Genomic DNA, 13,630 nt, shown 5'->3' on the forward strand with positions numbered 1-13,630 from the left:
GCTATTCCCTCCCCAGGGCGGCCGGGGCGCCGCCCTCGTCCGTACCCCAGATGTCGTCGTCCTCGGTGACCCAGGAGTCGCGCTCCCGGTCGGTGTTCTGCGTCTGCTGTCCGCCGCCGGGGGCGCCGCCGCCCATCGGTGGCATGAACGGCGGTGCGCCGCTGGACTGCGAGCCGTCGCGGGTGGCCGGACCGACGTTGTCGTCACGGCGGTTGGCGGCCCGCCGGCGGACGATGGTCGGCTGTCCGTCGTCAAGTACGGTGCGCACCCGCTCCGTTCCCTCGCCGCCGCTTTGCGAGCCGTTCATCCGGGTGGCCATCGGCAGCATCGGCGGGGGAGCACCGCCGCCGTAACCGCTTCCGTAGCCGCTGCTGTCGCCCGCGGGCGCCCCGAGTCCGTCCGGACCGGTCTCGAGCCCCTGCTCGAAGGCCTCGTCCTCGCCGCCCGAGTAGCCGCCGGAGTCATACGAGTTGCGGCTCGGCCAGTCCACGCCGGGGGGCAGCGAGTCGTAGGGATTGTCCGGGTTGCGGGTCAGGGTCTCCTTCGGATCGAGCTCCGTGGTGCTTGTGGAACCGTCGGGGAAGGTCGTGGTCAGCGACCTGTCCTCCGGGTTGAAGACCGTGGAGCTGCCGTCCGGGAGGTCGGTGGTGATCGTGCCGTCCGTATTGCGGGTGGTCCAACTGCCGTCCGGATTGCGCAGGGACTCGCCCGGTTCCAGATCGCGGATGCTCTGCGGGCCGTCCGGCGGGTTGATCCTGACCTCGCCGGTCTTCGGGTCGATGGTCTGCGTACTGCCGTCGGGGAACCGGTCGGTGAGCGAGCCGTCGGGGTTGAGCGTGCGTGTGCCGTCGCCGCCGCCCGGCAGATCGCCGATACGGTCCGGCGAGCCGAGCCCGCCGAGCTGGTCCTGGCGCTCCTGATTCAGCCTCTCCTGCTGAGTCAGACGATCCTGCTGGAGCTTGTCCTGCTGGTTCTGCCTGTCCTGCTGGAGTTTGTCCTGCTGGTTCTGGCGGTCCACCGCCGCCTTCTCCTGCTGTTCCTGGCGCGCCAGCTGCTGCTTCTCCTGCTGTTGCTGGCGCTCCAGCTGCTGCTGCTGTATCTGGTGCTGGCGCTCCAGCTCCTTCTCCTGCTGCTTGCGCTGCTCCTCGGCCTGCTCGCGCTGGAACTGCTGCTGCTCGCGCTGCTGTTTCTGCTGCTGTTCCTGCTGCTCGCGCTGGAGCTGGTGCTGGCGCTCCAGCTCCTCCTTCTGGCGCTTCTGCTGCTCCTCGTGGCGCTGGTCTTCCTTCGCCTCGCGCTGCTGCTGCTGTTCCTGCTGCTGCTTCTGGAGTTCCTGCTGGCGCTGGAGCTGCTCCTTCTCGCGCTGCTGCTGCTGCTCCAGCTGCTGCTTCTGCTGCTCCTCCTGCCGGCGCTGGTTGTCCTGGTCCCGCTGCAACTGCTCCTTCTGGAGCTGCTGCTGGCGCGCGAGTTCCTTGTCGCGCTCGTCCTTCGCCTCGCGCTCGAGCCGGTCCTGGCGCTCCTCCTGCTCCTTCTGCGCCTTCTTCTGCTCGCGCTTCTGCTCCTCGCGGTCGGCCTTCCCCTGCGCGAGCGCGGCCGCCCGCTCTGCTTCCTGCTTTGCCTGCAGCTCGTCGGCGCGCTTCTCCGCCGCATTCTGGCGGGCCTCGTTCTTGGCATCCGCCTCTGCCGCGCGGGCCTCCGCCTTGGCGGCGGCCGCGTCCTGTCGCGCTATGTTCTCCGCGTACCGCTGCTCATCGAGCTTCTTCCGCTCGGCATCGGCGGCCTTGCGCTCCTCTTCCAAGGCCAGCGCACGGGCGTCCGCCGCGTCCTGGCGCGCCTTGTTGTCCGCGTCCGCCTTGTCGCGCTCGGCCTTGGCCTCCTCGCGGTCGGCATCCGCGCGGGCCTTTTCCTCCTGGTACCGCTGCTCGTTGAGCTTGTCCTGCTTCTCCTGCCGGTCGAGACTGTCCTGGTACCGCTTGTCGTTGATCTTGTCCTGCTCGGCCGCCTTGGCGAGGCTGTCCTGGTACCGCTGCTCGTTGAGCTTGTCCGCGTCTTCCTGCTTCTTCTTCGACCACGCGATGTAGTCGTCCTGGTCCTTCTTGGCCTTGGCCGCAGCCTCCTCGGCGTCCTTCTTGGTCTTGTCCGCCTCCTTCTTGGCGTTGGCCGCCTCGGCCTCCGCGAGGTCGATCTGGAACTTCGACTCGAGGTCGATCCTGACCTGAGACTTGATCGGCCCGAACAACTCCTTGACGTCGTTCCAGGCGTTCTCCACGTTGATCATTGCGTCTTTGGCGTGCTGGGAAAGCTCGTCGAGTGAGACCTTCCACTCGCGGATCGCGTGAATGGCGATCCGCTTCCAGGTCTCGGGATCATTGAGCGCGCCATGCGGGGAATAGATTTCGTTGAACCCCGGAGTGGCTACGAGGCCGAAGTCGGACGAGTCGTCCGAAGACGGCAGCACGTCGTACTCGGTCATCATGATGTTGTTGAGCCAGATCCACTCGGTCATGTCGATCAGCTCGTCGTGCAGCCAACGCAGGGGATTTCCATACCACTTCTGCCAGAAGTCCCATTTCGCGGCCAGGTCCTCCACGGCCGTGACGAGGGCGGTCTTGAAGTCGCGGATCGCCTGCCCTTGCACGGAGTCCTCGGCTCCTGCTAGTGGCACCTTTTCCGACCAGTCCTCGTAGAGGCGCTCCAGGCCGTGCACCAGGTCGTAGAAGACGCCGGCGGCCTTCCCTTTCCAGGCGGAGGTCTCCTTGCCGAGGTCGAACTCCCAGTCAAGGAGGGCCTGGTGCCGCTCGTCGAAGAATTTGGCCGCCCGGTCGTAGGCATCGGCCGCTTCATCGAACGTGCTCAACTCGACCGCGCCGTCCGTGGGCACATCGATGGTGTGCCAGGAGAAGCCCCTGGTGGTCTTCTGGTCGCGAAGCTGCTCAAGAGCCTTGCCACCGCCGAAGGAATACTGTGCGAGCGCGATGCTGTCCCATGAATGCCCGGCGGCGATGTCGTCGAACTGGCCGCCGCCCTCCACGCCGAACTTCTTTCCCTCGATCACTCCGCCGGCCGGCGGGGAATCGGGGGTCATATTGCCGAGCAGCCAGATACGGGCACGTTTCATCCCAATCTTGTCGTCATGCAAGGCCGCCTGGTCGTAATAGGTGTACCAGCAAATAGTGAATTCAGTGACCTTGATCTCGCGGCCTGAGTTGTGAGTGCGCCAGCTCAAGTAGTCGCTGGCTTCAACCTGTTCCGCTTCCTTCTGGCCGACATCCTCGAACTGAATCCTCATCAGCGGGATCTCTTTGTTGCCGATCAGCTGGTCGAAGAGATTCGCCTGCGTCGGCATCGTATATCCGGTGAACGCCTTAACGGCCGTCCACCAGTAGTCGCCATCGTCGCTGAGGAAGTCGAGATAGTCGACAGGCATGAAAGGGATCCCCCGAGTGGATACGTATGTGCTGGTGTTGCTGCTGCCGGCGACTGGTGCGCCGTGGTGTTCCTACTCCTCGTCGCCGGAGCCCTCGGTCGACGACGGCTCCAGGGCGTCGATCACATCCTCGACCCCTTCCAGGAATTCGCGGCCACCCACCTTGGTCAGATTGCTGCCCTGAGTGGTGAGGAATTCCTTGATGGTGGCGGTGAGGGCTTCCTCGATTTCGGCGATCAGATCTATGTGCTGCTTGTAGAGGGCGATGATCGACTCGGCGGATTCCCTGAGTCCTTGCTGAATCTCGCTGCCACGGCCGTTCAAGTACTGGGGGTCCTCCATGAAGCCGATGGCAAGTGGCTTCTTGAGGTTGTAGTTCTCCTTGCCCGTTTCCGTGTAGTCGTTCGTGCCGAGAACCGTCTCCAGCGTGGGCCCGAACTTCTCATCGTCCTTCATGATGTGGTCGAGCGCGGTTGCGAAGACCTTCACACGCTCTTCGATGAAGGCCTGGATGCCATTCTTGTCGATCGTGATCTTGCCGGTGCTTGAATTCGGGTCTTGCATGGGCGTGGCCTGCCTTTACGTGAGCGAGAGTCAGCCGATCTGGACGCCGGACCACAGCTGACTGAGGGCGTTCTCGCTGTACTTGTAGGAGCCGGAGATGTCGTTGAGGAGCTCGACGTGTTTCATGAGCATGTTCTCCATCGCCTGGACCGCGTTCGCCCAGGCCTCCTGCTTCTTCGTGTAGATATCGCGGTCCTCGCCCTCCCAGGACTTGATCAGTTCCTGGAGTTCCATCTCCAGATTGGTGAGGGTCGTCGCGATCGCCCGGGTCTGGGCGATGAGGTCGTCGGCCGCGTTGTTCATGTGTGCGTAGTCGACGTAGATGAATCCATCGGAGAAGTTGTCAGACATGGTCCGTCCTCGCTCTGAGTGAAGGGAAAAGCCCGGGAGTTACTCGTTTCGCCATGGCCCTGCTCAGCCCGTGAGCTGGTCGTAGACGCCCTGAGCTTCCTGATAGGCCTGCTCGACCTTCGTATTGGCCGAACCCTGCTGCAGTCCCTGTTCCCTGAGGGTCTCGTTGAGCGTCTCGATCATTTCCTCGAGGCTCTTGAGAATGGTGGTGGCCTTCGCCTCCCAGGCTGTGACCAGGCTCTGGAACCTGCCACCGTCGCTTCCCTGGTAGCCGGTCGTCAGGCTGAGCTTGGTTGTCTCCACGTCGTTCTTGCAGCGGTCCACACCCATGTAGGCCTGCTCAAGGGCGTTGATGCCGTTGCGTGTTGCGCTTTCGAGTGACTGACGGTTACCACTAGCAGTCGCCACAAGGCTGCCTTTCGCTCGATGGTGGGCGGCCGGGGACCCGGGCCGGCGGGGGAGGGGAGACTGCCGGAAGCCCGACGGAGCACGGAGCTCCGCCCTCCTGCGCACGGGTATCCGGCGGTCTCGTTCCTCACGTGAACGGTATGGGGCGGGTCTTGCGTTTGGTGGCCGCATTCTTGTCGGAACCTTGTCGTGCCAGCGCCAGCCGCGAAGTCACGTGTACTCGGAGAGAGTTGACCTGACGGCAGAGCACTAGTTGCACAGAGGGCCTGCCACGCTCCGGCGCCCCGTCTGTGCCGCCTTCGGCGACAGATCGGGACCATGCGGCAGCATCCCGAGCAGCTGCGAGGGCAGCCCCTGGGCCGGCGTGGTCTCATAGCCAAGCGCCTTCGCCGCCTCCTCGGTGGGGATGCGGTACTTGAGGCCGGTACCGGAGACCAGATAGAGCGTCGACCCGCGCGTGCCACTCGCGTTGAGTACCTGCACGAGGACACCGGTGTCCGGAGGTACCACCACCCGGTCCACCTGTGTACATGCCTTCGCGGCGACATCCGACGTGGCTTGTACGGGCTGTCCCAGGTCGCCGATGTCGGCCAGGGTGATGCTGATGCTTGTGCCCGTGGAGCCGGGATCGGCCGGGGCGATCCGTGCACAAGGGCTGACTTCCTTGGGCACGTTGAGCGCCTCGGGAGGGCTGTCCGGCAAGCGCATGGGGCTCTTCCTGGCCGGCGCCTGAGGAGCCAACTGCCCCCGCAGGGCCTCGGGTCCGAGGCCGATCACTCCCGGGGTCTCATCGGCGTATGCGGTCTTCCGTGTCTCCGGATCGCCGAGTATCAAGGCGGCGACCGTCACCGGAATCTGTCGCAGTCCGTCCTGCTGCAACACGTAATGCCGAGGCTCCTTCGCCCCCATCACGGACACCCCGAAGACCTGTCCGATACGGGTCTCCCGATCTTCGAGCCGGGGACCGGGCTCGCCCTGACCAGGGATGAAGGGCGGAGCGAGGTCCGGCCCCGCGGGCAGCGAGGTGAGCAGGGAACCTGCCACTTTGTACGGGGCGACCGACCCGTAGCCGAGGGATTCACGGGCCCCCTTCTCCTCGTCCAGGCGTAGCCGCATTCCGCTCCACAGCAGATAGAGCGAGCCGTCCGGACCCTGTGCGACGATGCCGCGCTCCGCGCTGACGGGCTGCCCCTTCACCTCCGATGCCACCGCGAGGGTGCTGACCGTGTCCGGGTCCTCGCCGTACGGCGTCGAGCACAACAGCCAAGGCGCGTCCGAGAGTTGCCCCTCCGAGGGGATCCGGTCCGGACCCCCCGGGATGCCGATCGCCGAGCCCACGGAGGTCCCGCGGAGCGACTTGGCGCTGACCGTGGCGGCCTTGAGGTCGGCGCCCACCAGGAGCCGGGCGGACGCGTAGTTGCGCACCGGACGGAGCCGGCCGTCCAGAAACAGATAGCGCGCGCCGGTCTCCTTCTCCACGATGAGCTCCCCGGACGTACGCCAGGAGTCCTTCTTGCCGGGGGAGAGCAGCCCGAAGACAAAAGCACCCGCGGTCACCAGTACCGCGATGATCACCCCGATCGCGATGCCCCGGTTGGTGCGTCCCTGCGGACTCTCGGGGGAGTCCGGATCGGCGCGCAGCATGCTGGAGGTCAGGCGGCCCATCAGGAACATATGGGCCTGGACCTGGTCGCGTTTGTTCTGCATGACTCATCTCTCCGTCGGGGAGCTTGAAGCGCTCAGGGTGCTCAGAGCGCTCAGCGTGCTCGGCGCCATCAGGGCTTCTTGGACGATCAGGGCCATCAGCGCGGCCTCAGCCGCTGAGGCCGCGCATATAGCCGTAGACCCCGAGCACCCACAGCGCGAGCGGCAGCATGGAGATGGCGGTGGTGGAGTGCAGGATCTCGGCGGCCCGTCCCCAGTACGGCACCAACCGCCGCCCCGGCACCGTCCATGCGGCGATGGTCAGCGCGGTGGTGACGCCGAGCAGCGATCCGGTGAGCAGCAGGCGGCCCGTCCCGGAGAGGCTCACGATCTCCCCGTAAAGCAGCAGTCCTACGCCGACGCAGCTGGCCAGCTGCAGAGACAGACGCTGGATGGTGTTGCCGAGCCCTCGGCTGTGCAGGATGAGAAGCAGGGACAGTACCGCGCCGGTGATCAGTTCGGCCAGGCCCGGCTTGGTCGCGAGTCCGAGGAGGGCGGCCGAGCAGATCACGGAGGTCGCTCCGTACAGACCGGTCATCCAGCCGTCCGCGAGCGTGGCCCGCTGGGCGACGGCGGATGGCGAGTGCGGCTCGATGCCCTCCTGGAGCTGCTGCGCATTGGTGGGCAGCGGCGGCATGCGCAGTCCTGCGAGCCGGAAGGACAGGGAAGGCACGAACGCGCCGAAGACCACGGCGACCAGCGAGATCACACCCGCTGTCTTCGAGGGGGTCAGATCCGCGGCCACCATCAAGGACCCGGTGAGTACGGCCGACGCGCCGGTCACCGCGGCGGCCATGAACAAGGTCGCATACGCGGCCACCGCGGCGAGCGCGATCATCGCACCTCCGGTGGCCGCCGCACCCGCGGCCAGCAGGCGGGGCCCGAGGCCCGCCTCGGGCATCGCGCCGACTATGTCACCCCCCGGCAACAGCCAGCCGGCCAGCGCCAGATAGCCGATTCCGGGCAGGGCCAGCGAGAGCGCGGCGCCCGCGTCCCCCACCGCACGGCTGGCCGAGCCGGCCCCCGCGAGCAGCAGCAGCGCGACACACGACGCCGCCAGGGCGCGCAAACCGCCGGAGGACCCGGGCGCTGCCAGAGAGAGGAAACCGGCGACGAGGACGAGCAGCGACCAGCTGAGCATCACCCTGCGACTGATCACCGCGGTCCAGCTGTACGGGCGGTCCCGCATAGTGGTGGCGATGCCGTCCACCAAGTCGTCCAGCTGTACTTCCGGCAACTGGTCGGTGTGCGGGCGCAGATAGACCGTATCGCCGTCGTGCAGGCCGAGTGACTCACAGCTCAGCTCCTCGTCGAGGCGCTCGCCGCCGAGCTTCTGCAGCACCCAGCCGCTGTGCTCGAGGCCCTCCTCGGCCAGCTCCTCGCCCGCGTAGTCCACCAGCGTGGGCAGGAGGTCGGCGACGGACACATCGGATGGCACGGCCAGGTCGATGACCTTCGCCGGTGCGCGCACGGTCAGGCGGCACAGGGGATTCGCCGAATTCTCAGTCATGTGTGCTTGTGATCCTCAAGTCGGCCCCCGTCGTGGGTGGTTCACCAGCCGGTTGCTGCGTTGCGGTCGAGTTGCCTGTCCGCCTTGGACGCACGGTGAGGGAGAAGTGCCCGAGTGTGTGGCGATACGTGGGGTCTGCCCGCCGGAGACAGGTCCTGGGTGTGTCGCGGAGCGCAAGAGACCACGACACACCCAGGGTGGCCGGCTGCCTGGCGGGGTCTGCGCCGTACAACGGCTTCACCAGGTATGCCGGTCACCCGCACCCTACTGGCACAGTCGGCACTCAATGGCTTCAAACCCCAACTCCTTTTGGAGTTGCGGGACGTCGATGTGGTCTCCGTGTGATCTGCGCTTGGTTCGATCCTTAGGCTCTCCGTATCCGTAGTGGTAGGGAGTGTGCAGCGAACCATCGAAGGAGTGGCCCCGTTGAGTGTCGTGCTGTTTCGCAGACCTGCGCGCAGGCCCGGCCCCGATATGCCGGAGGGTGAGCTGACCCTTCAGGAGCCACCCACCCTGTCGGAGATGGTGCCGGACAGCGGGGCCGTGTGGCAGTACCTGCCGATGGCCATGATGTCGGTGTCGATGATGATGATGTTCATGCGGCCGGGCATGGGGCTCGGCGGCAGCATCTTCATGTATCTCGCCATGGGGATGATGCTGATCGCCTCGGTGGTGATGATTCTCGGCCAGTTCATGAAGCGGGCCGCCGACCGCAAGAACAACATCAAGGCCGAACGCCGCGACTATCTGCGCTACCTCACCCAGACCCGCCGCAAGGTGCGGACCTCGGTGATGGACCAGCAGAAGGCCCAGAGCTGGCGGAACTTGGAGCCGACCGCCCTGTGGTCCCTGGTCGGCACCTCGCGTCTGTGGGAGCGGCGGCCAGGCGACCGTGACTTCGGTGAGGTCCGCCTCGCTGTCGGAGACCAGCGGCTCGGTCTGAAGCTGAATCCCTTGTCCACGAAGCCGGTCGAGGACCTCGAACCGCTCTGCGCCCATGCACTGCGCAGCTTCATCCGGGCCTACTCGATCGTCCCCGACCAGCCGATATCCGTCTATCTGCGGGCCTGGGCCCGGGTCTTGATGCGGGGCGACGAGGAGCGGCTACGGGCCATGGTGCGCGCCATGCTCTGCCAGTTGGCGACGATGCACGCTCCGGAGGACCTGTGGATCGCGGTATGCGTGGCGGAGGAGCACAGGGACGACTACGAATGGGCCAAGTGGCTGCCGCACACACTGCATCCGCACAGCCAGGACGGCGCAGGGCCGGCCCGCCGGATCGTGCACTCCTTCAATGAGCTGGAGGATCTGCTCGGACCCGAACTCGCCGAGCGCGCCGCCTTCGACCCGGACGCGCAGCCCAGCCGCGAAGAGCCCTACTGCGTCGTCGTTCTCGACGGAGTACCGGCTCCCGGCGGACACCGCTTCGACGGGATCGGGACCAGCAACTGCGTGGTGTTCGACATTGGTTCAAGCCTCACCTGGCGCCCGGGCAAGGCCACCCTGCGGCTCGACCTGGGTGACGACGAGCTCTCTCTCGTACGGACCGACCGCGACCGAAAGGAGCAGACCACCCCGCTCGGTGAGCCCGACTCCTTCGGTGTGGTCGGCGCGGTCTCGCTGGCCAAGCGGCTCGCTCCGTTCCGTATCGGGTTCGGCACCGAGGCAACTGAGCCGCTCGCCACGGATGTCGAACTCACCACCCTGCTCGGCATCTCCGATCTGCGCCGTCACGAGGCGGACGACCTGTGGAAACGCAGGAGTTCGACCGACCGGCTGAAGGTGCCGATCGCGGTCGCGGGTGACGGACTTCCCGTGGAACTCGACATCAAGGAGTCCGCGCAGGGCGGCACAGGACCGCACGGCATGCTCATCGGCGCCACCGGCTCCGGCAAGAGCGAGCTGCTGCGCACCCTGGTGCTCGCGCTCGCACTCACCAATTCCTCGGAGACCCTCAACTTCGTCCTCGTCGACTTCAAGGGCGGCGCCACCTTCCTGGGCCTGGATGAACTTCCGCACACCTCCGCCGTCATCACCAACCTCGCCGACGAAGTGGCCCTGGTCTCCCGGATGCAGGACGCCCTGCACGGCGAACTGATGCGCCGCCAGGAGCTCCTGCGCTCCGCCGGCAACTACACCTCGGCCCTCGAATACGAGAAGGCCCGGGCCTCTGGGACGCCGCTCGCTCCGCTGCCGAGCCTGTTCGTCGTCGTGGACGAGTTCAGTGAACTGCTCTCCGCACACCGGGAGTTCATGGAGCTCTTCGTCATGATCGGACGCCTCGGGCGCAGCCTCGGAGTGCATCTCCTGCTGGCCTCGCAGCGCCTCGACGAGGGCCGGATGCACCAGCTCGAGAGCCACCTCTCGTACCGCATCGGTCTGCGGACCTTCTCCGCGATGGAGAGCCGCGGAGTGCTCGGTGTCCCGGATGCCTACGAACTTCCCTCGCAGCCCGGTGCCGGCTTCCTGAAGTCGGGTGTCGAGGCACTCACCCGCTTCCGCGCCGCGTATGTCTCGGGCCCGTACAACAAGCGTGGTGGCAGCGCGGCCAATGCGGCGCGCGTGGCCAGCCAGGTGGTGCCCTGGACCGCCGGCTGGGTGGTGCCCCGGCATCTGCCCGAACCGGAGGAGACCCCCGAACCCGAGCCCGAGCCGGAGGAGGAGTCCGAGTCGCTGCTCTCCGTCGCCGTCGAGCGGCTGAGGGGCGCCGGACCGGCCGCGCACCAGGTGTGGCTGCCGCCGTTGAGCGATCCGCCGGCCCTCGACCAACTCCTTCCCGAGCTCGTCGAGAACGGCGAGTTCGGCCTCATGCCCAACGGCTGGGCACAGCGCGGCACCCTCAACGGGGTGCCCGTCGGCATCGTGGACCGGCCCTTCGAGCAGCGGCGCGATCTGCTGACCGTGGACCTGGCCGCCGGTGGCGGGCATATCGCGATCGCGGGCGGTCCGCAGAGCGGCAAGAGCACCCTTATTCGCACCCTGATCACCTCGCTCGCGCTCACCCACACACCACGCGAAGTGCAGTTCTACTGCCTGGACTTCGGCGGCGGCACGCTCTCCTCGCTGGCCGGCCTTCCGCACGTCGGCGGTGTCGCGGCCAGGCTCGACGAAGAGCGGGTGGGCCGGACGCTCTCGGAGGTCACCAGCCTTCTCTCGCACCGTGAGCGGATGTTCTTCGACCAGGGCATCGACTCCATGCCGACGTACAGGCGGCGCCGTGCCGCGGGCGAGTTCCCGGACGAGCCCCATGGCGATGTGTTCCTGATCATCGACGGCTGGTCGACCGTACGCCAGGACTACGACCGGTACGTGCCCACCGTCAACGCCCTCGCGGCACGCGGCCTCAACTACGGCATCCACCTCCTCGTGACCACGGCCCGCTGGGTGGAGCTGTCCTCCACCGTCCGCGACCAGGCCGGCACTCATCTCGAGCTGCGCATGGGTGATGCGATGGACTCCAATATCGACTCGCGCAAGGCGGCCAATGTGCCACGCCTGCCGGGCCGTGGTCTGACCCGCGAGGGAAAGCTGCACTATCTGACCGCGCTGCCCCGTATCGACTCCCGCACCTCCGCCGAGGATCTCGCCGACGGGGTCCAGGACCTGATCGCAAGAGTGCAGGCAGCGTGGTCCGGACCGGCCGCACCGTCCGTCCGGATGCTGCCGACGAGGCTGTCCGCCGCCGAACTGCCCCCCGCGGAGGGAGACCTCAAGGTGCCGATCGGCCTTGAGGAGGAGAACCTGGCACATGTCTGGCACGACTTCTCGCAGAACCCGCACATGATCGTGGTGGGTGACACCGAGTCGGGCAAGACCAATGTGCTGCGGCTGGTAGCCGACGCGGTCATGCAGCGGTACACACCCGCCGAGGCACGCATCATGGTCGTGGACTACCGGCGTGAGCTCGTCGAGCACATCCCCGACGAGTACCGGCTCGGGCACGCGGTCTCCCTCGACGCACTCAAGGACTTGGTCAACGGTGCGGCTCGCGCCGTGGTGTCGAGGCTTCCCGGACCCGAGATCGCACCCGCGCGGATGCGCGCCTGCGACTGGTGGCGGGGGCCGCGCCTGTTCATCCTCGTCGACGACTACGACATGGTCGGCAACAGCCCGATGAACCAGCCCTTCGCGCCCTTGATCGACCATCTCGCGCTCGGATACGAGGTCGGGTTCCATCTCGTTGTGACGCGCTCGGCGGCCGGCGCGGGGCGCGGACTCAACGAGACGCTGATGCGCCGCCTCCAGGAAGTCAACACCCCGAGCATTCTGCTGTCCTGCCCGCCCTCCGAAGGCTTCGTGTTCGGCAATCTGAAGGGCCGCATCCTGCCGCCCGGCCGCGGTACCCGGATCGCCCGCCGCAAGCATGTGCAGATCCAACTGGCCCAGGCGGAGGACGAGTCATGAGTCTCCAAGGCAGCGTCCGTGCACGCGGTGGGCGGCGCCGCCGTGCACTGGCGTGGGCGGCGTGCATCGCCGTGCTGCCTTCGCTCCTTGTCACCGGACCGGCCCTGGCGGCCGATCCGGTCCAACTACCCCCGCTGCGCTGGGCGTTGGGTGGGGAGGACGGCTGCGCCAAGGAGTCGAAGAAGGTGGCGGACAGCCCACCCTGGGCCGAGGCGTCGATCGGGCTGCCCGCGGCCTCCCAGCTCGCCGACGGCCGAGGTGTGACGGTCGCCGTCGTGGACACCGGTGTCTCGCCGGACGCTCCCACTCTGGCCGGCCGCGTGGAAGTGCTCGGAGACGCCGACGAGGACTGCGTGGGCCATGGCACCTTTGTGGCTGGCATCATCGCGGGCTCGCCCGGCGCCAAGGGCGAAGTCCGCGGGGTCGCCCCGGGCGCGCGGATCCTCGCGGTCGCCGGCACGGACAACCGCGGCGCCACCACTGGACCGCGCCTGGCCACCGCGATCCGGCAGGCCGTGGACGGCGGAGCACAGATCGTCTACGTGGCGCGCGCACGGCTCGACGGGCGCGAACAACTCGAAGCCGCCGTCGCGTACGCCGCAAAGAAGAAGGTCCTGATCGTCGCACCGACCACCCCGGAGCTGCCCCCACAGGGCCCCAATGGGCCCGACAGCACCGCACGCCCGTTCTTCCCCGCGTTCATCGCCCCGGTCCTGTCCGTCTCCGGTCATGCCCGCGACGGCCTTCCGGAGCCGCAGGGGCCTGATGCGTTCGCCCCGAACATTTCCGCGCCGGGCTACGAGGTAGTGGGCATCGGCCCCGAGGGAGACGGCCACTATCTGGGCAACGGGTCCTCGCTCGCCGCCGCGTACGCCGCGGGCACAGCGGCCCTCGTCCTCTCACGTGAACCCGGGCTCACCCCACAGCAGTTGTCCGAGCGCCTGATGGAGACGGGTTACCCGGGAGAAGTGCCCCATCTCGACACCTATGCCGCTCTCGCTGCGGTGCCGGGAGTCCAGAGTCCCACCGGCGACCCGCGCGAACCACCCGCCGAGCTCGCGGGCGCTGCGTCCGAACGCCCCCTGCACACCTCCCTGTTCGTCGCCGGCGGCGCCCTCGCCGTGGTGGTCCTGGTCGGTGGTGCGGCGGTGGTCATTCCCCGGGGCAGAGCCCGTCGGTGGCGAGGCGCGGGGACCTGACGTACGCCTCCGGGCGAGGCGACACCCGTAAGCCCAGCCGGCTGCCAGTGGTCCCACCTGTTGCCC

The 13,630-nt window shown here is 67.3% G+C and carries 8 protein-coding genes; 2 read left to right on the forward strand and 6 right to left on the reverse strand.

Annotated features, from left to right (window positions below; genetic code table 11):
• Position 1 precedes the first annotated feature (1 nt).
• The 6 genes from ACH4YL_RS25065 to eccD all read right to left on the reverse strand — a co-directional run bounded on the left by ACH4YL_RS25065 (position 2) and on the right by eccD (position 7,961).
• On the reverse strand, positions 2-3,424 hold the full coding sequence (locus ACH4YL_RS25065; protein WP_398509670.1) for an AAWKG family protein: 3,423 nt from the start codon (positions 3,422-3,424) through the stop codon (positions 2-4).
• A gap of 72 nt (positions 3,425-3,496) precedes the next feature.
• Positions 3,497-3,988, reverse strand: a complete 492-nt coding sequence (locus tag ACH4YL_RS25070; RefSeq protein ID WP_398509671.1) for a type VII secretion system-associated protein — start codon at positions 3,986-3,988, stop codon at positions 3,497-3,499.
• A gap of 30 nt (positions 3,989-4,018) precedes the next feature.
• On the reverse strand, positions 4,019-4,339 hold the full coding sequence (locus ACH4YL_RS25075) for a WXG100 family type VII secretion target (protein WP_398509672.1): 321 nt from the start codon (positions 4,337-4,339) through the stop codon (positions 4,019-4,021).
• Positions 4,340-4,402: 63 nt separating this feature from the next.
• The gene (locus tag ACH4YL_RS25080) at positions 4,403-4,747 is read right to left on the reverse strand and encodes a hypothetical protein (protein ID WP_398509673.1); all 345 of its coding nucleotides are present in this window, start codon (positions 4,745-4,747) and stop codon (positions 4,403-4,405) included.
• 249 nt (positions 4,748-4,996) lie between these two features.
• Positions 4,997-6,454: a type VII secretion protein EccB gene (gene eccB, locus ACH4YL_RS25085; protein WP_398509674.1), complete on the reverse strand. Its 1,458-nt coding sequence runs from the start codon at positions 6,452-6,454 to the stop codon at positions 4,997-4,999.
• 106 nt (positions 6,455-6,560) lie between these two features.
• Positions 6,561-7,961, reverse strand: coding sequence for a type VII secretion integral membrane protein EccD (eccD, locus tag ACH4YL_RS25090; RefSeq protein ID WP_398509675.1), 1,401 nt, complete (start codon positions 7,959-7,961; stop codon positions 6,561-6,563).
• A gap of 426 nt (positions 7,962-8,387) precedes the next feature.
• Here eccD and eccCa point away from each other — a divergent pair, with 426 nt between their 5' ends.
• Positions 8,388-12,365, forward strand: a complete 3,978-nt coding sequence (eccCa, locus tag ACH4YL_RS25095) for a type VII secretion protein EccCa (RefSeq protein WP_398509676.1) — start codon at positions 8,388-8,390, stop codon at positions 12,363-12,365.
• On the forward strand, positions 12,362-13,564 hold the full coding sequence (locus tag ACH4YL_RS25100) for a S8 family serine peptidase (RefSeq protein ID WP_398509677.1): 1,203 nt from the start codon (positions 12,362-12,364) through the stop codon (positions 13,562-13,564). The genes eccCa and ACH4YL_RS25100 overlap by 4 nt, the downstream gene beginning before the upstream one ends.
• The last annotated feature ends 66 nt before the right edge of the window (positions 13,565-13,630 follow it).

Source organism: Streptomyces sp. NPDC020681 (assembly GCF_044334895.1).
Taxonomy (GTDB): Bacteria; Actinomycetota; Actinomycetes; order Streptomycetales; family Streptomycetaceae; genus Streptomyces.

Excerpts from the sequence above, each read along its gene's own strand:
- eccB (WP_398509674.1), bottom strand. The coding sequence starts at position 6,454 with ATGCAGAACAAACGCGACCAGGTCCAGGCCCATATGTTCCTGATGGGC.
- eccD (WP_398509675.1), bottom strand. The coding sequence starts at position 7,961 with ATGACTGAGAATTCGGCGAATCCCCTGTGCCGCCTGACCGTGCGCGCA.
- ACH4YL_RS25065 (WP_398509670.1), bottom strand. The coding sequence starts at position 3,424 with ATGCCTGTCGACTATCTCGACTTCCTCAGCGACGATGGCGACTACTGG.
- ACH4YL_RS25070 (WP_398509671.1), bottom strand. The coding sequence starts at position 3,988 with ATGCAAGACCCGAATTCAAGCACCGGCAAGATCACGATCGACAAGAAT.
- ACH4YL_RS25100 (WP_398509677.1), top strand. The coding sequence starts at position 12,362 with ATGAGTCTCCAAGGCAGCGTCCGTGCACGCGGTGGGCGGCGCCGCCGT.
- ACH4YL_RS25075 (WP_398509672.1), bottom strand. The coding sequence starts at position 4,339 with ATGTCTGACAACTTCTCCGATGGATTCATCTACGTCGACTACGCACAC.